This is a genomic window from Kocuria sp. BT304, from assembly GCF_003290245.1.
In the GTDB taxonomy this organism is placed as follows: Bacteria; Actinomycetota; Actinomycetes; order Actinomycetales; family Micrococcaceae; genus Kocuria; species Kocuria rhizophila_A.
In genome coordinates, this window is the sequence record NZ_CP030039.1 from 17604 (window position 1) to 35323 (window position 17720).

General features: G+C 70.0%; 20 protein-coding genes. 10 read left to right on the plus strand and 10 right to left on the minus strand.

What is annotated here, in order from left to right; genetic code table 11:
• Nucleotides 1–51: 51 nt before the first annotated feature.
• Entirely contained in the window at nt 52–288 is a 237-nt protein-coding gene (locus DNL27_RS00095; protein WP_204360302.1) for a CDGSH iron-sulfur domain-containing protein, read from the plus strand.
• Between the two features lie 124 nt (nt 289–412).
• Here DNL27_RS00095 and DNL27_RS12215 read toward each other — a convergent pair whose 3' ends face one another.
• Nucleotides 413–580 (minus strand): hypothetical protein, encoded by a 168-nt coding sequence (locus DNL27_RS12215; RefSeq protein ID WP_204360303.1) that lies wholly within the window; start codon nt 578–580, stop codon nt 413–415.
• A 260-nt stretch (nt 581–840) separates the two neighbouring features.
• Between DNL27_RS12215 and DNL27_RS00100 the strand changes: the two genes are divergently transcribed.
• From DNL27_RS00100 to DNL27_RS00105, 3 genes are all read left to right on the plus strand, one after another.
• Nucleotides 841–1755 carry a sulfite exporter TauE/SafE family protein gene (locus DNL27_RS00100; protein WP_112234324.1) on the plus strand — a complete coding sequence of 305 codons (915 nt, stop codon included), beginning with the start codon at nt 841–843 and terminating at the stop codon, nt 1753–1755.
• Between the two features lie 107 nt (nt 1756–1862).
• Nucleotides 1863–1985 carry a hypothetical protein gene (locus DNL27_RS12530; RefSeq protein WP_255416976.1) on the plus strand — a complete coding sequence of 41 codons (123 nt, stop codon included), beginning with the start codon at nt 1863–1865 and terminating at the stop codon, nt 1983–1985.
• Between the two features lie 108 nt (nt 1986–2093).
• Complete coding sequence (locus DNL27_RS00105) at nt 2094–2306, plus strand: type II toxin-antitoxin system death-on-curing family toxin (protein WP_112235699.1); 213 nt, start codon at nt 2094–2096, stop codon at nt 2304–2306.
• Here the strand turns inward: DNL27_RS00105 and DNL27_RS00110 are convergent.
• Nucleotides 2240–3571, minus strand: coding sequence for an ISL3-like element ISPfr3 family transposase (locus DNL27_RS00110; protein WP_087137594.1), 1332 nt, complete (start codon nt 3569–3571; stop codon nt 2240–2242). The two genes, DNL27_RS00105 and DNL27_RS00110, sit on opposite strands and share 67 nt — an antisense overlap.
• Before the next feature lie 400 nt (nt 3572–3971).
• Here DNL27_RS00110 and DNL27_RS00115 point away from each other — a divergent pair, with 400 nt between their 5' ends.
• The 4 genes from DNL27_RS00115 to DNL27_RS00135 all read left to right on the plus strand — a co-directional run bounded on the left by DNL27_RS00115 (nt 3972) and on the right by DNL27_RS00135 (nt 6574).
• On the plus strand, nt 3972–4652 hold the full coding sequence (locus DNL27_RS00115) for a hypothetical protein (protein WP_112234325.1): 681 nt from the start codon (nt 3972–3974) through the stop codon (nt 4650–4652).
• 161 nt (nt 4653–4813) lie between these two features.
• Complete coding sequence (locus DNL27_RS00120; protein ID WP_112234326.1) at nt 4814–5701, plus strand: IS5 family transposase; 888 nt, start codon at nt 4814–4816, stop codon at nt 5699–5701.
• A 370-nt stretch (nt 5702–6071) separates the two neighbouring features.
• Nucleotides 6072–6356, plus strand: coding sequence for a winged helix-turn-helix domain-containing protein (locus tag DNL27_RS00130; protein WP_239494493.1), 285 nt, complete (start codon nt 6072–6074; stop codon nt 6354–6356).
• On the plus strand, nt 6353–6574 hold the full coding sequence (locus DNL27_RS00135; protein WP_112234328.1) for a hypothetical protein: 222 nt from the start codon (nt 6353–6355) through the stop codon (nt 6572–6574). Before DNL27_RS00130 ends, DNL27_RS00135 begins: the two co-directional genes overlap by 4 nt.
• A 233-nt stretch (nt 6575–6807) precedes the next feature.
• Here the strand turns inward: DNL27_RS00135 and DNL27_RS00140 are convergent, their stop codons facing one another.
• The 8 genes from DNL27_RS00140 to DNL27_RS00175 form a co-directional block, all read right to left on the minus strand.
• Nucleotides 6808–7290 carry a hypothetical protein gene (locus DNL27_RS00140; protein ID WP_112234329.1) on the minus strand — a complete coding sequence of 161 codons (483 nt, stop codon included), beginning with the start codon at nt 7288–7290 and terminating at the stop codon, nt 6808–6810.
• Nucleotides 7291–8235 (minus strand): electron transfer flavoprotein subunit alpha/FixB family protein, encoded by a 945-nt coding sequence (locus DNL27_RS00145; protein ID WP_112234330.1) that lies wholly within the window; start codon nt 8233–8235, stop codon nt 7291–7293. It lies immediately after the preceding gene.
• Between the two features lie 113 nt (nt 8236–8348).
• Complete coding sequence (locus tag DNL27_RS00150) at nt 8349–9155, minus strand: electron transfer flavoprotein subunit beta/FixA family protein (protein WP_012399340.1); 807 nt, start codon at nt 9153–9155, stop codon at nt 8349–8351.
• Entirely contained in the window at nt 9155–10045 is an 891-nt protein-coding gene (locus DNL27_RS00155; protein WP_112234331.1) for a CoA ester lyase, read from the minus strand. Before DNL27_RS00155 ends, DNL27_RS00150 begins: the two co-directional genes overlap by 1 nt.
• Nucleotides 10042–10659, minus strand: coding sequence for a MaoC family dehydratase (locus DNL27_RS00160; protein ID WP_239494392.1), 618 nt, complete (start codon nt 10657–10659; stop codon nt 10042–10044). The genes DNL27_RS00155 and DNL27_RS00160 overlap by 4 nt, the downstream gene beginning before the upstream one ends.
• 80 nt (nt 10660–10739) lie before the next feature.
• Nucleotides 10740–11903 (minus strand): acyl-CoA dehydrogenase family protein, encoded by a 1164-nt coding sequence (locus DNL27_RS00165; protein ID WP_112235700.1) that lies wholly within the window; start codon nt 11901–11903, stop codon nt 10740–10742.
• 151 nt (nt 11904–12054) lie between these two features.
• Nucleotides 12055–14124, minus strand: coding sequence for a biotin carboxylase N-terminal domain-containing protein (locus DNL27_RS00170; RefSeq protein ID WP_112234332.1), 2070 nt, complete (start codon nt 14122–14124; stop codon nt 12055–12057).
• Nucleotides 14125–14135: 11 nt separating this feature from the next.
• A complete protein-coding gene (locus DNL27_RS00175) occupies nt 14136–15743 on the minus strand; it encodes a carboxyl transferase domain-containing protein (RefSeq protein WP_112234333.1) in 1608 nt (535 codons plus the stop codon).
• Nucleotides 15744–15869: 126 nt separating this feature from the next.
• Here DNL27_RS00175 and DNL27_RS00180 point away from each other — a divergent pair, with 126 nt between their 5' ends.
• Both DNL27_RS00180 and DNL27_RS00185 read left to right on the plus strand, forming a co-directional pair.
• Complete coding sequence (locus tag DNL27_RS00180; RefSeq protein WP_058954311.1) at nt 15870–16481, plus strand: TetR/AcrR family transcriptional regulator; 612 nt, start codon at nt 15870–15872, stop codon at nt 16479–16481.
• 4 nt (nt 16482–16485) lie between these two features.
• Complete coding sequence (locus tag DNL27_RS00185) at nt 16486–17655, plus strand: acyl-CoA dehydrogenase family protein (RefSeq protein WP_112234334.1); 1170 nt, start codon at nt 16486–16488, stop codon at nt 17653–17655.
• The last annotated feature ends 65 nt before the right edge of the window (nt 17656–17720 follow it).

Below are 17720 nucleotides of genomic sequence, written 5' to 3' on the forward strand. Positions count from 1 at the left end.
GCTCGGACGGACGGGGACCGCCCCTCTCCTGCCGGGGCCGCCGAGGATCCCGTGGTCATCACCCCGTGCCCCAACGGGCCGCTGCTGGTGCGCGGGAACGTGCTGATCGCCCCGGAACCGGGGGCCGAGCCGCAGAAGCCCCCGCGCCGCGTCGTCGCCCTGTGCCGGTGCAACATGTCCTCGATCGCCCCGTTCTGCGACGGCTCCCACAAACTCGCGAACTTCCGCACGCGCCCGCCGCGCTACAACATCGGCAGCCCGCGGGAGGACGCGGACCAGGAGGACTGAGGCCCAGGACGCGGGGCGGTGCAGAACGGCCCGCACGGCAGCCGCGCTTCCCACCCTCCCTCCGGACGCAGAACGGCGCCCCGCAGGCACGTGCCTGCGGGGCGCCCTTGTCCGCGCTCGGACCTCAGTTCTCGGTGGCTGGGGTCTCGCCCTTGTTGTCGGTCATGGCGCCGACGCCCTCGTCGGCGGGCTCCGCGTCCACCTGGGTGTCACGGGCCATGGCCGCAGCCTCGTCCTGCGGGTTCATCTTGATGGACTCTTCGCCGGCACTGGCGGGGTTCTTCTCTGCCATGGTCCTGCCCTCTCATGTGGACTGCTGATCGGCGGGATCACCGACATCCCCATTTTCGTCAGCGTGCTGTCCGCTGACAAGGAGGTGTCGGAGGCCACATTCCCGGGCCCCGTGTCAAGCACACGTCACGCTGTGACATGGGACGACGCACGGAGACACACACCTTGGGCTCGGGTTCGGGTGGTTTTTACGCTGAGGCGATTCACGCGGTAACCCGCCGGCACCCCGCCGGCACCGCCGCCCGCCGTGCAGGAGGCATCGTGCGCACACTCATCGTGCTGGCCCTCGTGGGCTTCGGAGCGCAGCTCGTGGACGGTTCCCTGGGCATGGCCTACGGCGTGACGTCCTCCACCCTGCTGCTGGCCGCCGGGCTGACCCCGGCGTCCGTGTCCGCGACGGTGCACCTCGCGGAGGTGGGCACCACGCTCGCGTCGGGGTTCTCGCACTGGCGCTTCGGCAACATCGACTGGCGCGTGGTGGGCTTCATGGCCGTGCCCGGCGGGATCGCGGCGTTCTTCGGCGCGCACCTGCTGACCGTCTCCGGCGACGCCGCCGCGCCGGTCATGTCCACCATCCTCCTGCTGCTCGGGGTCTACGTGGTGTGGCGGTTCCTCAGCATCGGCGGGCGGCGGCCCTCGTTCACCGGCCGCGTGCCCGCTGCGTTCCTGGTGCCCCTGGCCGCGGTGGCCGGGTTCATGGACGCGATCGGCGGCGGCGGGTGGGGGCCCGTGGGCACCCCCACCCTCCTGGCCTCGGGCAAGATCGCGCCCCGCAAGGTGATCGGCTCGATCGACACGTCCGAGTTCGTGGTCAGCCTGGGCGCCTCCGCGGGATTCCTGCTCGCGCTCGGCAGCCAGAACATCGACTACGGGATGGTGGTGGCCCTGCTCATCGGCGGTGTGGCGGCCGCACCGCTCGCGGCATGGCTCGTGCGCCTGCTCGCACCGCGCATCCTCGCGATCGGCGCGGGCGGGCTCATCATCGTGACCAACGCGCGCACCCTTCTGCGGGTGGACGCCGTCCGCTCCGCGCTTCCCGACGCCGCTCCCACCCTGGTCCTCGCGGGTCTCGCCGTGCTGTGGGCCGGAGCGCTCGTGTGGGTGATCCGCCGGGAGGTCGCGGACCGCCGCGCGGCACCCACGCGCACGGAGGTGCGGGTGCCGGAGAAGGTGTGAGGGCGGCGTCGTCCTCTCGGTTCCGGGACCTGGCCGGCACGCTGTCGCGCGCCCTGTCCGATGAGCGGCGAGCGCCGTAGAATCGACCCCGACGGAAGGAGAGCGACATGGCCGAACAGGCCCCCGAAGGGTCCGCCCTCACCCACCTGAGTCTTGATGATCTGGGTGCGCTCATCGCCGTTTCGCAGAAACAACTCGCCGGCGTGAACGAGCTGCTTGCTGACCGTTGACGCCCTGGGTTCAGCTGACCCGTGACGACGTGGTCAGGATCCACAATGCGGTGCTCCCGGCCCCGGTCCGGGATGAAGGTCTCCTTGCCAGCGCCGTGGACGAGTTACATGGGAGTTGAGCTGTATCCAAGCTTGGCCGACAAGGCAGCGGCACTCCTGGTAGGGCTTTCCAGGAACCATCCCTTTGTGGACGGGAACAAGCGAACCGCAATCGGTGCAGTCAGTGTCTTTCTGCTCGCGAATGGATATCGGGCTCATCCGAATCCAGGGTGTAGTCGGGGTCTGAACCCGCCGGTCTCGAGCAGGGATCTGGCGATGTAGTTGGTCAGGTTGCGGAACCCCAGCGCCGAGCCGCGCAGGTGCTCGAGCCTGCCGTTGATCGCCTCGGTGGGCCCGTTGGAGGTGCTGGGCCGGTCGAAGTAGGCCAGGACGTCGGCGGCGCGCTTCTTCAGCGTCCTGCCGAGCTTGGTGATCTCGACCAGGGCCTTGGGGACGCCGGTGCTGATCGAGTCGATGAGCCGGGCCATCAGCTCGCGGCCGTGGCGCCGGTTCTCGTGGCGGTAGGCGGCGATCATGCGCTGGTAGACGCTCCAGGTGACCTCGACCTCGACGTGGGCGTCGTCGGCGAACAGGGTGTCCAGTCGGTCCTTCTGCTTGTCGTTGAGCAGGTCGGCGCCGGTGGACAGGGTCCGGCGGGCGGCATAGAGCGGGTCGCCCTTGCGGCCGCGGTGCCCACAGATGGCCTGCTGAACTCGCCGTCGGCACTCATCGAGCGCCTCGCCAGCGAGGCGCGTGACGTGGAAGGGATCTAGCACGGTCACCACGTCGGGCAGTTCCTCGACGGCGGCGGTCTTGAACCCGGTGAAGCCGTCCATCGCGACCACCTCCACGCCGTCGCGCCACTCCTGCGGGCGGTCGGCCAGCCAGGTCTTGAACGCCTGCTTGGAGCGTCCTTCGACCATGTCCAGCAGCCGTGCCGGGCCGGTGCCATCTCGCACTGGGGTGAGGTCGATGATCACGGTGACGTACCTGTCGCCGCGACGGGTGTGCCTCCACACGTGCTCATCGACCCCGACGACCTTCACCCCCTCGAAGCGGTGCTCCTCGTCGATCAGCACCCGCTTGCCCTCGGCCATAACGGCGTCGTTGGCGGTGTCCCAGGCCACCCCGAGCCCCTCGGCGACCCGAGCCACGGTCAGGTGCTGGACCACGATCCCTTCCAGCGCCCACCGCAGAGCGCGCCGAGACAACTTGGCCCGGGGCTCGGCCGCGGCGGTGGTGTCCTGGCGCCACACATACCCGCAGCCGCTGCAGCGGTAACGGCGCACGACGACCTCCAGCGTCGTGGGCCGCCAGCCCAGTGGTTCGTGGGCAAGCCGTCGGACCACGGTGTCACGTGGTCTCCCTTCGCAGCCGCAGCGCCGGCACCACTGGTCGGGCTCGACCACCTGACAGGCCAATACGGCACGATCCGGCTCGAGTCGCTGCCCGGTGACAACGAGGCCGAGTTCGTCGAGGCGGCAGAAGGCAGTCAGGTCGGGGCTGGCGAACGCATCAGCGCGCCCGCCGACGGTAGCGTCGTGCACGTCGAGGTCTTTCGGGCTGAGTGTGTAGGAGCTCTCATCCTCGGGAGACCTCGACCTCTATCCGGCCACCGACGCGCCGGCCCGCCGCGCGACGTGCGCTACACCCTCATCTGGGAAGAGCCGGATATCGGCTTGTGTTCGGCAATGACGAAGAAGTGGCGAATTTCGTGGAGATCACAGCCCAGGGTTCCGTGCACCACGAGTTCGTCTCAGCGTGGATCGCGGCGCATCTCGACGCTCTGCCCACCGGGACGCCCTGATCCAAGGCTCGGGCTGTGTTCTCGCTTCACAGTCCCTCGGGGCCGGCCGGCGTGGGTCACGGTGTCGACCATGGGCCCTACCCTGTGAAAGTCTCGTGCTCACTGTGCACGACGTCGACGAGCGCAGCTGAGGAGACACGATGGGCAGCAGAGGCCACTTCATCATGGGCGTTCTGTTCGCCCTGCTGGGGCTTGCCCGCTTTCTCACGGGCGGTTCACCGGTCTTCGGATGGGTGTATCTCGGGGTGGGTGTGGCCTGGTTCTTGCTGGGTTGGCGTCTAAAACGCCGAGAGAATGCCGCTGCCGAGACCGCAGAGGGTGAAGCAGCTTCTTTGCCGCAGGACCCCTCGTCGCTGGGGGGGGATCGGCAGTCTCCGCATGATCCACCGGGCGGCCGGAGACTGGCGTACTGCCCCCTCGTCCGCCTCATCTTCGAGCAGGATAGAGCCAGTTCACAGGAAACTCTTCTGGGCGCGGTCTCGACCGAACAGGAAGCGATCGACTTCATTGCCAAGCGCAAGGCCGAGGGTACAGACAACAGGATCAGCTGGATCGAGATGCCGCTTCTCGACGCCGTCGACCGTCCTGTGAACGGTGACTGGGTGTACGCCATCGTCGGCGGAACCGACAACGTTCAGGACGAAGAAGGCAACATCGGCCCCTCTCTCAGGGCTGTGTCCGCGGACGAGAAGGCGGCACAAACGCTGTACGACCGTCAGATCAAAGAAAACCCTTGGAGTCCGCCGTACCTGCTGAAACTCCGGCTCGGGGAGATCGTGAGCATCGAGAATTTCGGGCCGTTCCGTGAAGGACTCTGCTGAGGTGATCGGGGCACAGGTCCCGTCCGATCGTCACCGTGACAGTCGGTCAGAACCCTTGGGCTGCTCTCATTTCCGCCCCGCGCGTGCCGCGAACCTCCAGCCTTCCAACACCTAGGGCGTGTCTCCTAAGTTCGCGAGGACGCGGGGGTGACGGTAGGTCAATGAGCCGGCGAAGCGTGTTGTCCGATACCCAATGGGAGACGATCCAGCCCTTGCTCCCCGCTCAGCGCCCCTGGTCAGGGAGGCCGAGACGGGATCATCGACAGGTGGTCGAGGGGATCATCTACCGCTACCGGTGCGGGATCGCCTGGCGCGATCTCCCCGCCGACTTCGGGCCCTGGCAGACAGTCTGGAAGCGCCACCGCGCCTGGGCAGTTGATGGCACCTGGGACCAGGTCCTCGACGCGCTCCTGGTCCGTGCCGACGCGGACGGTGACCTGGACTGGTCGGTCGCGGTCGACTCCACGATCTGCCGCGCTCACCAGCACGGCACCACCCTCGAGCGCACCACAGGGGGCGCAGTGGAATCACAAGATCCCCGCGTCGAGCCAGCTGATCACGCGCTGGGCCGTTCCCGCGGCGGGCTCTCGACGAAGATCCATCAGCTCGTCGATGGACACGGCCTACCGCTGGTAATCCTCTGCGGACCCGGTCAGGGAGGGGACTCACCGATGCTCGCCCCACTGCTCGACGCCCTCTCCGTCGCCCGCAAGGGACCAGGTAGACCGCGCACCAGACCGGACATGTTGCGCGGCGACAAGGCCTACTCCTCCCGCGCCACCCGCCAGACTCTGCGCCGTCGAGGGATCAAGGCCGTGATCCCCGAACCCAGCGACCAGCAGCAACACCGTCGCAACCGCGGTTCACGCGGCGGACGCCCCGTGGGTCTCGACATGGAGGCCTACCGCGGCCGCAACGTCATCGAGCGCGGCTACAGCGACGTGAAGCAATGGCGCGGCCTGGCCACCCGCTACGACAAACTCGGCCTGACCTACCGAGCCGGAGCCGTCCTCCGCGCGATCAGCCAGTGGCTCAACCACCTCGTTTGACGAGGTTTCGGGATATCGCTCCCAGACCTACGCACTCGTCCGTTCCGGGGAGCTGCGCTCGATCCAAGTCGGCGGCCGTGGGCAGTTGCGCGCCGAGCACCCCGAGCTCGAGGCGTCCATCCAGCGCTGCGGCGAGGAGACTGCGCAGCTCGTCGCGCGCAAGGAGGAGGCGACCCCATGAGGTCGACCCCTCCCGTACTCGCCGGCGGTGCAGGCCGGCCCGCAGTCCGACCGGCCACCCCGGGTGAGCAGCCAGCGTCTCCGCCAGACCCGGCAGAACTTGCGCACCGCTGACTGTAAGCATATACTTACACCTGACATCGTTCGATTACGATCCGGAGGGGTAATGGACGCAGCACGGCTCGCTCAGATGCTCAGTGCTCTCGGAAGTGAGCCTCGGTTGCGAATTATCGCCTCCCTAAAGACGGAGTCGACCCATGTCAGTGAGCTGGCCCGCCGACTCGGGATGTCTCGGCCACTGCTCTACCAGCACCTCAACCGCTTGGAAGCTACTCGACTCATCGAGAGTGGCCTGGAACAGCTCGGAGAGAGCCGAGTGAGGAAGCACTACTGGGTCGCTCCGTTTCGGCTTGAAATAACTCCAGACCACATTGTGCACCTGATTAATCAAGAACAGGAAAGGGAATCTTCGTGACACTTACCGCTACCGCATTTGTTATCATCCTCGCCGCCGCACTACCACTCGCGATCTTCGTTGTTCTTACCGTCTGGGTGGTACGCACCGTCACCAGCGCACGACGCGAAACGGCGACGGCGATCGATGGTTCGAACCAACTCATCGTGGAGCACCTACGCAACATCACCGAGCGGTTGGATCGGATTGAGGCCCAACTCAGCGAGGTCCCCGAGTAATCAGGCCCTCCAGAGAGCCGGTGACCGCCACGCCCCTCTTCATGACGCTGGAGGGCGTGCAGACCATCATGTCCATTGGCCGCTCCCAGCCCTACGCACTCGTCCGCTCCGGTGACCTGTGAGCGATCCAGGCCGGCGGCCGCGGACTTTGGCGCGTCGAGTGCCCCGGGCTCGAGGCATCCAAGCCCACCCACCGTCAGACCTCCAACCTCCACGATCTTAAGAGACACGCCCTAGTCCTCCACGTTGTCGGGGAGGACAGCATCACGCGGGACGGAATAGGCCTCGAAGCCCCGGGGTGCGAAGTGCCGGACAAAGTCATCCGCCCCTACGCTGAGAACGCCCCAATCCGGATACAGCGGCGCGCCCCAGCCGAACTGCCGGGTGGAGGAACACATGAAATCCGGCATTCCCAGCTCAGCAATGCTGGCCATGGCGCCGTCAAGGTCCAGGGCCTGCTGAGCGCAGTCCAGGACCGTCAGGGTCACTCGTGTCGCATCCACTTGCTCTTCCCGATAGCCCCGCCAACGGACCAGTGCCCACGTGGCATGAGGGGGCACGACCTCCTCCAGGGCCTCCCGGAGGGTGTGCACGAAGTCTCCGGACACAGCACCTCGGCAGGTGTCCCAGCCGGTCATGTCCTGCCCTGCCTCCAGTGCGAGGTGCCGGAGGTCATCCAGATCGCTGTTCCGCAGCTGGGCCACGCGCTCGCCCACCTACCCCTTCCGCGCCCGCACCGTCTCGAGCAGCTGCGGGATGACCTTGTGGAGGTCTCCCACCACGCCGTAGTCCGCGATCTCGAAGATCTGGGCGTTCTCGTCCTTGTTGATCGCCACGATCGTCTGGGAGGTCTGCATGCCCGCCCGGTGCTGGATGGCGCCGGAGACACCCGCGCACAGGTACAGCTGCGGGGACACCGTCACACCGGTCTGGCCCACCTGCGCGGCGTGCTCCACCCAGCCCGCGTCCACGGCCGCGCGGGACGCGCCCACTGCCGCACCGAGCTCGTCCGCGAGCTGCTCAATCAGGGAGAAGTCCTCGCCCACACCGCGGCCGCCGACCACCACGGTCTTGGCCTCGGTGAGCTTGGGGCGCGACGACGCCGGCGCGGCCTCCGTTCCCGTGACCGTGGCCGCCGGGCCGGACACCGTCACCGCCAGCGGCTTCACCTGAGGCGCCTGGCCCCCGCTCACCTCCTCGGTCTGCACCGAGTTGGGGGCGAGCGTGACGAACGCGAGCTCGGTGGTGGGCTCCGCCGTGGTGGTGTAGCCCCCGGCCAGCACGGACTTGGTCACGGTGCGGTCCTGCGCCACGCCCACCGCATCGGTGATGATCGCCGCCGAGTGGCGCACGGCCAGGCGGGCGAACCACTCGGTGGTGTCCGCGTCGTTGGCGCCCAGCACGAGCGTGGCGCCGGAGTCCGCCAGGGCGGCGTCGAGAAGTGCTGTGTCCGTCAGGGACAGGTCCGCGGCCTCCTGCTCCGGGACGAGCAGAGTGGCCACGCCGTAGCCGGCGAGCTCGTCGGCCAGGCCCTCGGGCTGGGGCTCGTGACTGAGCACGGTGACAGGATCTCCCCCGGCGAGGGTGCGCGCGAGCGTGAGCAGCTCGTGGTCCGGGGAGCGCAGCTGACGGGTGTGGCCGAGGTCTACGAGGACGTGCATGGTGTTTCCTCTCGAACGCAGTGGAAGATCGTGGGTGCGGCGCGGGACGGGCCCGCAGCGACCCGGTGCGGTGGTCGCACCGCCTGGGACCGAGGCCCCGGGCCGCGCAGCCGTCAGAGCAGGCGGCGCTGCGCGAGGAAGTCCGCCAGCTGGATCCCGGCCTCGCCCTCGTCCTGCACCACGGTTCCCGCCTCGCGCGGGGGCCGGGCGGTGGCGGACTGCACGGAGGCGGCCGCCGCGTCGCGCCCCACGGTGGAGGCCTCCACGCCGATCTCCGCGAGGCTCAGCACGGCCGAGGGCTTCTTCTTCGCGGCCATGATCGCCTTGAAGTTGGGGTAGCGCGGCTCGTTCGCCTGGTCGGTGACCGAGACGACCGCGGGGAAGTGCACCGCCACGGTCTGGGTGGCATCCGCTCCGGGGCGGGTCAGGGCCAGCCCGGTGTTCCCCTCGCCCCAGGCGACGCTGTCCGCGCGGGTCACGAGCGCGAAGTCCAGCCGCTCGGCGAGCATCGCGGGCATCACGGAGGTCTCCCCGTCCGTGGACGCAAGGCCCGTGAGCACCAGGTCCACCCCGCCGTGCTCCTCACCCACGTGCTGGATCGCGGCGGCGAGCGCCGCGGAGGTGCCGAGCGCGTCGGAGCCGGCCAGGGCGTCGTCGGCCACGTGGAACGCGGCGTCCGCGCCCATCTGCAGGGCCTTCTTCACGGCACCGGCGGCGTCCTCGGGGCCCACGGTCACGGCGATGATGGTGACCTCCGCCTCCGGAGCCGCCTCGCGCAGGGCGATGGCCGCCTCCAGGGGGTACTCGTCCAGCTCGGAGAGGATCGACTCCCCGCGGTCCACGGTGAGGTCCTCCTGGAACGTGCGCTGCTTCTGGGCGTCCGGAACGTGCTTGACCGGAACCACGATGTTCGTGCTCATCAGTTCTCCCTCGTCTCGGTGCGGGGCGTCTCGGTGCCAAGTTCATCGGTGCCGAGTGTGTCGGCGCGGCGTGCCTGGGCCACGGTGCGCTCCGCGTGGCGCAGCAGCGGCCCGTCGATCATGTGGCCCTCGAAGCGGAACACGCCGGGCGCGCCCTCCGCGGCCGCCAGCAGACGGCGCGCGTAGTCCACGTCCTCGGCGGTGGGCAGGTACGCCTCGCGAATCACGGCCACCTGGCCGGGATGGATGCACGCGGTGGCCGCGAACCCGCTGCCCGCGGCGTCCTCCGCCTCCGCGGCAAGGCCCTCGGCGTCCGCGATGTCCACGTGCACGGCGTCGATCGCGGCCTTCCCGTGGGCGCCCGCGGCCAGCAGCACCGCGGCGCGCGCGGCCACGGCCACGTCCCGGTAGGAGCCGCCCGGGCGGCGGCTGGAGCGCCCGCCCAGGGACGCCACCAGGTCCTCCGCGCCCCACAGCAGGGCGACGACGCCGCTCTGCGCCGCGATCTCGGACGCCGCCACGATCCCGGCGGCCGTCTCGCACAGCGCGATGACCTGCACGTCCGGCAGGGCGTCCGTGACCCGGCGGACCTGCTCGGCGGACTCCGCCTTGGCGAGCATCACGGTCCGGAACGGGGTGCCGCGCACCGCGGCGAGGTCCTCCTCGAAGAACGGCGAGGCGGCGTCGTTGACGCGCACCACCGTGGTGGCAGGGTCCAGGTCCGCGGCGCGCACGTGATCCCGAGCCGCGGGCTTGGCGTCCGGGGCCACGGCGTCCTCGAGGTCGAGGATCACCGCGTCCGCCCGCTCGGCCGCCTTGGCGAAACGCTCGGGGCGGTCCGCCGGGCAGAAGAGGATGGCCGGGCCCATCGTGAACGTGGGGGTCGTCATGCCTGCTCCTTCCCTGTCGGGTCCGCGACCGGGGCCGCGGCGTTCGTCGGTGCCTCCCGGCCGGGAAGCCCGGCCCCGGAGGTCTCCGCGGGCTCGGGTGACCCGTCCCGGGGAGCCGGCGCGGCGGCGGCGTCGTGACCGGTGCCCGCGGGGGCGCCCTGCATGAGCACCGAGCGCACGCACGTGGCCACCACGGTGCCGTCCTGGTTGCGGCCCACGTGGCGGACCCTGATGATGCCCTGGCCCGGCCGGGATTTGGACGGGCGCGCGTCCAGGATCTCGGACTCGCTGTAGAGGGTGTCCCCGTGGTGCATGGGGTGCGGGAACGCGACCTCCTCGAAGCCCAGGTTCGCCACGATCGTGCCCTGCGTGAGCTGCGCGACGGACGCGCCCACGATGATCGACAGCGTCATCATGGAGTTCACCAGCCGCTCCCCGAACTCCTGGCGCTCGCTCCACGCGGCGTCCAGGTGCAGGGACTGCGTGTTCATGGTGAGCGTGGTGAACAGGACGTTGTCCGCCTCCGTGACGGTGCGCCCGGGGGCGTGCTTGTACACGGCGCCCACCTCGAACTCGTCGAAGTACAGCCCGCGCTGCTCGATGACCTTGGCCATGCGGTCCTCCTTGCCGGTGCGCCCCGCAAAGGGGCGGCGCGTTCGGTCGTGCTCGGGTGACGTGGTGCCGGGAGCCCCGGTCACAGCCCCAGTTCGCGGGCGATCAGCATGAGCTGGACCTCCGTGGTGCCCTCCCCGACCTCCAGGATCTTGGAGTCGCGGTAGTGGCGGGCCACGCGGAACTCGTTGATGAACCCGTAGCCGCCGAACACCTGGGTGGCGTCCCGGGCGTTGTCCATCGCGGCCTCACCGGCCACCAGCTTGGCGATCGCGGCCTCCGTCTTGAACGGCTTGCCCTTGAGCATGCGGGACGCGGCGTCGTAGTAGGCCAGGCGGGCCTGGTGCACGCGGGCGCGCATCCGGGCGATCTTGAACGCCACGGCCTGGTTCTTGCCGATCGAGCGGCCGAACTGCTCACGCTCGGTGGCGTAGCGGATGGCCTCCTCCAAACAGCCCTGCGCGGCACCCGTGGCGAGGGCGGCAATCGCGATGCGGCCCTCGTCCAGGATCCGCAGGAAGTTCGCGTAGCCGCGGCCCCGCTCGCCCAGCAGGTTGGCCTCCGGGACGGTGACGTCCTCGAACGTCAGCGGGTGGGTGTCCGAGGCGTTCCAGCCCACCTTGTTGTACGCCTTCTGCGCGGTGAAACCGGGGGTGTCCGTGGGCACCAGGATGGTGGAGATCTCCTTCTTTTCCCGCCCGTCCGCCGTGGTGGTGGTGCCCGTGACCGCGGTGACGGTCACCAGCTTGGTGATGTCCGTGCCGGAGTTGGTGATGAACTCCTTGCTGCCGTTGACCACCCAGCTGCCGTCCGTGAGCTCCGCGCGGGTGCGGGTGCCGCCGGCGTCGGAGCCGGCCTCCGGCTCGGTGAGCCCGAAGCCCGCGAGCGCCTGGCCGCTGGCCAGCTGGGGCAGCCACTGCTGCTTCTGCTCCTCGGTACCGAACAGGTACACGGGCATGGCGCCCAGCGAGACGCCCGCCTCCAGGGTGATGGCCACGGACTGGTCCACGCGGGCGATCTGCTCCAGGGCCAGGCACAGCGCGAAGTAGTCCCCGCCCTGTCCCCCGTACTCCTCCGGGAAGGGCAGCCCGAACAGGCCCATCTCCGCCATCTGGGACTGGATCTCGTACGGGAACGAGTGCTCCTCGTCGTGCTTGGCGGAGACCGGGGCGATCTCCTCGTCCGCGAACTCGCGCACGGCGTCCGAGAGCGCCTGGTACTCCTCGGACAGTTCGAACGTGTTCAGCTCGGTGTTCTCGCTCATGTCGGTTCCTCCGTGTGGTCGGTCGAGCGGTGCTCGTCCGGTGGGGTCGTCGGTGTCGTCGTGGGCCCGGATGCCGGGGCGTCCGGGGCTCTGCTGGGTTTCGCGGGCTCTGCTCGATGTCGCGCGGGGCCGGCTAGGCGGCGGGTGCTTCGCCGCCCGCGTCCCCGGTGTCGCCCGTCTCGATCGTGGCGACCACCTGGTCCACCTTCACGCGGTCCCCCACACCCACCAGCACGGTGACGGTCCCGGGCAGGGTGGCGGTGATCGGGTGCTCCATCTTCATGGCCTCCACGGAGACCACTGTGCGGCCCTCCGCCACGTGCTCGCCGTTCTCCGCGAGCACGGCCACCACGGTGCCCGGCATGGGCGAGCGCAGCTCCGGTCCGCCCGCGGTGGTCTCCCGCTCGATCTGTGCCAGCTGGGCCTGCAGCGCCCCGGTGCGGGTCCGCACGGGGATCTCGAACGACGCCGCTCCCTCGCTCACGTGCACCGTGCGGCCTTCCGCGCGGTCCGGGTTCCCGGCACCCACGGCGGTCACGACGGCGCGCGAGGGGTCTTCCTCGAACGACGCCGGTCCGGGCAGGGCCGCGGTGGCGGAGAAGCCGTCCGCGCGCCACGCGGTGCCGCCGATCCGGCGTGCGGCCAGCCGGTCCCGGTGCGCGGCGGTGTCGGAGGCGGTGCAGCGCTCGGCGCCATGGTGCCCGTCGGCTCCGGGGTCGGCCACGGGGCCCGTGACGGTCCCGGCATCGGGGGCGTCCGGCAGGGAACCCGCGCGGGCGGCGTCGTCGTCCCGGGAGCCCAGGACCACGTGGGCGGCGAGCGCCTCCAGGTAGGCGTCCGGCTGGGCGAACTGCAGCTGCGGGAGCTTGCGCTCGATGAGGCCGGTGTCCATGCGCCCGGCCACCACGTCCTCGTCCGTGAGCAGCATGTGCAGGTACTCCACGTTGGTGCCCACGCCCAGGATCACGGTGTCCTCGAGCGCGGCGCGCAGCCGCTGCAGTGCAGTGCGGCGATCCGGGCCGTGCGCGATGACCTTGGCGAGCATGGGGTCGTAGTCCAGGCCCACGCGCTGGCCCGCCATGATCCCGGAGTCCACGCGGACGCCCGGTCCGGAGGCGTCCCGCAGGGCCACCACGGTGCCCTCGGTGGGCAGGAAGCCGCGCGCGGGATTCTCCGCGTAGACGCGCGCCTCCACGGCGTGGCCGTCCAGGTGGACGTCCTCCTGGGTGAGCGTGAGGTGCTCGCCGTCCGCGATCCGCACCTGCCACTCCACCAGGTCAACGCCCGTGACCATCTCGGTCACGGGGTGCTCCACCTGCAGGCGGGTGTTCATCTCCATGAAGTAGAAGGTGTCAGGCTCGCGGTCCGAGACCAGGAACTCCACGGTCCCGGCACCCACGTAGTCCACGGCCTTCGCGGCGGCCACGGCGGCCTCCCCGATGCGTGCACGGGTGGCGGCATCCAGCAGGGCGGACGGGGCCTCCTCAATCACCTTCTGGTGGCGGCGCTGCAGCGAGCACTCGCGCTCCCCCAGGTGGATCACGTGGCCGTGGGTGTCCGCGAGGACCTGCACCTCGATGTGGCGCGGGGTGGCCACGAGCTGCTCGATCAGCAGGGTGTCGTCCCCGAAGCTCTGCTTCGCCACGCGGCGCGCGGCGGGCAGCGCCTCGGCGAGGTCCTCGTAGCGCTCGACCACGTGCATGCCCTTGCCGCCACCACCGGCGGACGGCTTGATGAGCACGGGGAACGGCATGTCCGCGGCGGCCGCCACGAGCTGCTCGTCCGTGAGACCGGGCTCGGAGACCCCCTGCACCAGGGGGACCCCGTGCTCCGCCACCTGCAGCTTGGAGGTGATCTTATCCCCCATGATCTCCAGCGCACGCTCCCGCGGGCCGATGAACGCGATCCCCGCCGCGGCGCACGCGCGGGCGAAGTCCACGTTCTCGGCGAGGAAGCCGTAGCCGGGATGGACAGCCTCTGCGCCCGTCTCGCGAGCGGCGGCCACGACGGCGTCGATGTCCAGGTAGCTCTCGGCGGCGGCCGCGGGACCGATCCGCACGGCCACGTCCGCCTCCTTCACGTGGCGGGCGCAGGCATCGGCGTCCGAGTAGACGGCCACGGAGCGGATGCCCATGGCGCGCAGGGTGCGCATCACGCGCACGGCGATCTCGCCTCGGTTGGCGACGAGCACGGTGGAGAACATGGAGAGGGCTCCTACATCCGGAAGAGGCCGAAGCCCGGGTCGGGAAGGGGTTGCAGGGACGCCGCGGCCAGCGCCATGGCCAGCACGCGGCGGGTGTCCGCGGGCTCGATCACGCCGTCGTCCCACAGCCGGGCCGTGGAGTAGTACGGGTTGCCCTGGGACTCGAACTGCTCACGGATGGGAGCCTCGAAGCGCTCCTGCTCCTGCGGGTCCATCTGCTCGCCGCGCGCCGCCAGCTGGTCCTTCTTGACCGTGGACAGCACCGACGCCGCCTGCGGACCGCCCATCACGGAGATCCGGGCATTGGGCCACATGAACAGGAACCGCGGGGAGTACGCGCGCCCGCACATGGAGTAGTTGCCAGCGCCGAAGGAGCCGCCCACCACCACGGTGAACTTCGGCACCCGGGTGGAGGCCACCGCGGTGACCATCTTGGCGCCGTTCTTGGCAATGCCACCGGCCTCCGCGTCCCGGCCCACCATGAAGCCGGTGATGTTCTGCAGGAACACCAGGGGCACGCCGCGCTGGTCGCACAGCTCGATGAAGTGCGCGCCCTTGAGCGCTGCCTCGGAGAACAGGATGCCGTTGTTCGCCACGATCCCCACGGGGTGGCCGTCGATGTGGGCGAAGCCCGTGACCAGCGTGGTGCCGTAGTCCTTCTTGAACTCGTGGAACTCGCTGCCGTCCACGATCCGCCCGATGACCTCCCGCACGTCGTAGGAGCCGTTGACGTCCGCGGGGACGATCCCGTCCAGGTCCGCCACGCTCAGGTCCGGCTCCCGGGCGGCGATCACGTCCCACGCCACGGTCTTCTGCTCGGGGAGGGTGGCCACGATGTCCCGGACGATCTCCAGGGCGTGCTCGTCGTTCTCCGCGAGGTGGTCGGTCACCCCGGAGGTGAGGGTGTGCAGCTCTCCACCGCCCAGCTCCTCCGGGGTCACTTCCTCACCGATGGCCGCCTTCACGAGCGGCGGGCCCCCCAGGAAGATGGTGCCCTGGTGTCGCACGATCACGGTCTCGTCGCTCATCGCGGGCACGTACGCGCCACCCGCGGTGCACGAGCCCAGCACGGCGGAGATCTGCGGGATCCCCCGGGCGGAGAGGTTCGCCTGGTTGTAGAAGATCCGCCCGAAGTGGTCCCGGTCCGGGAACACCTCGTCCTGCATCGGCAGGAACGCCCCGCCGGAGTCCACCAGGTACACGCACGGCAGCCGGTTCTCGGCGGCGATCTCCTGCGCCCGCAGGTGCTTCTTGACCGTCATGGGGTAGTAGGCGCCGCCCTTCACGGTGGCGTCGTTGCACACCACCACCACCAGGCGGCCCCGGACCATCCCGATCCCGGCGATCACCCCCGCGGCCGGGCACGCGCCGTCGTACATGTCCTCCGCGGCCAGGGCGCCGATCTCCAGGAACGGCGAGCCCTCGTCCAGCAGCCGGGCCACGCGCTCGCGCGGCAGCAGCTTGCCGCGGGAGCGGTGGCGCTCACGGCTCTTCTCGGGGCCACCCAGGGCGGCCCTGGCCGTGCGCTCACGCAGCTCGTCCCGCAGCCGCGCGTTGGTCTCGCTGTTCGTGCGGAACGCGGCGGAGCTGCGGTCCAGCTCGCTCGTGAGGAAAGCCATGTCGTCCCTTCGGGAAACTTCAGTTAATACTCGATAACCAAGATGGACTATAGTGACCTGCATCACGGTTGTCCACGCCCGCCCGCGCCGCTGTCCGGCGGGCCCGGCGCCCTGCAAGGAGGTCGCGTGTCGGTGACGCCCCGCGAGCAAGCCAAGACCGAGCGTCGTCGTCGGATTCTCGACGCCGCCGCCGAACTGTTCGCGCGCCACGGCTACCAGGCCGTGTCCCTGCAGAGCGTCGGGGAGCAGGCTGGGATCTCCGGACCCGGCGTGTACCGGCACTTCAAGAGCAAGCAGGACATCCTCAGCGAGCTGCTCGTGGAGATCTCCCAGCGCCTGCTCACGGGCGGCCGTGCGATCCGCGAGCGCCACGGGGACAGCCCCCGTGCCCTGGCGGAGCTGATCTCCTTCCACGTGGACTTCGCCCTCGCGGACTCCGCGCTGATCCGCGTGCACGAACGCGATTTCGGGTCCCTGGAGCAGCACACCCGGCGCGCCGTGCGGGACATCCAGCGGCAGTACCTGGCGCAGTGGCGCGAGGTGCTGCACACTCTGGACCCCGAGCGCCCCCTGCAGGACCAGACCACGCGCGCGTTCGCCGTGATCGGCCTGATCAACTCCACCGCGTACTCGCGCGCCCGGACCGAGAGCCCGGACGCCCAGGTCAGCGCGGTCCTCAAGGAGATGTCCCGGCTCGCGCTGGGCCTCCCCGCCGAGCCCGTCCCCAGCGAAAGGTGACCCCATGATCCACGGTTTCTACGACGAGGAGCACGACGAGTTCCGCTCCGTGGCCCGCGAGTTCAACGAGCGCGAGGTGGCCCCGCACTACGCCCAGTGGCACGCCGAGCACATGATGGACCGCGGCGTGTGGAACCGGGCGGCGGAGGCCGGACTGCTGGGCCTGGCCGTGCCAGAGCGCTACGAGGGCATGGGGCTCACCGACTACCGCTTCCGCGCTGTGATGGACGAGGAGTTCGTGCGCGCGGGCCACCTGGCCCTGGGGCTTGCGTTCCACCTGCAGGACGACTGGGTGCTGCCGCATCTGCTCGCGTACGGCACGAACGAGCAGAAGCAGCGCTGGCTGCCCGCGATCCTGGGCGGGGAGATGGTCACGAGCGTCGCGTTCACCGAACCGGGCGCGGGCTCCGACCTGCGCGGGGTGCGCACCAGGGCCGTGCGTGACGGCGAGGAGTACGTGCTCAACGGCCAGAAGACGTTCATCGGCAACGGCATCTCCGGCGACGCCGCCCTGGTCCTGGCCCGCACGGACGGCGGCACCTCCCCGCGCGGGAACCGGGACAGCTTCAGCCTGTTCCTGGTGGAGAAGAAGGACCACGCGGGCTACACCACGGGCAAGCAGCTGGACAAGATGGGCCTGCAGGCCTCGGACACCGCGGAGCTGTTCTTCGACGACGTCCGGGTGCCCGCCGCCAACCTCGTGGGCGAGGAGGGCAGGGGGCTGGACCAGATCACGGAGCAGCTGCCGCAGGGCCGGCTGGGCGTGGCCGTGGCCGCGATGGCGATTGCCGAGGGCGTGCTGGCCGAGACCGTGGAGTTCGTCTCCACCCGCAACGTGTTCGGCGAGCGCGTGCTGGACTTCCAGAACACGCAGTTCGAGCTCGCCGAGCTGAGCGCGCAGCTGGAGGCGTCCCAGGCGTACGTGGCGCACTGCGTGGAGCTGTTCAACCGGGGCCAGCTGGATCTCATCGCGGCCTCGAAAATCAAGCTGCAGGCCACCGGCACGGTCAAGGACCTGGTGGACCGCTGCCTGCAGCTGCACGGCGGGTTCGGATACATCCTGGAATCCTCCGTGGCGCAGGCGTACACGGCCGTGCGGCTGCTCACGATCTTCGGCGGCACGGACGAGATCCTCAAGGCCACCGTGGGCCACCACATCGCGGCCGCGAACTGAGCCCACCACCCCACCTCGAGACACCCGCCGGCCTCGGTCCCCGCCGACCCTTCCGGCACCCGACC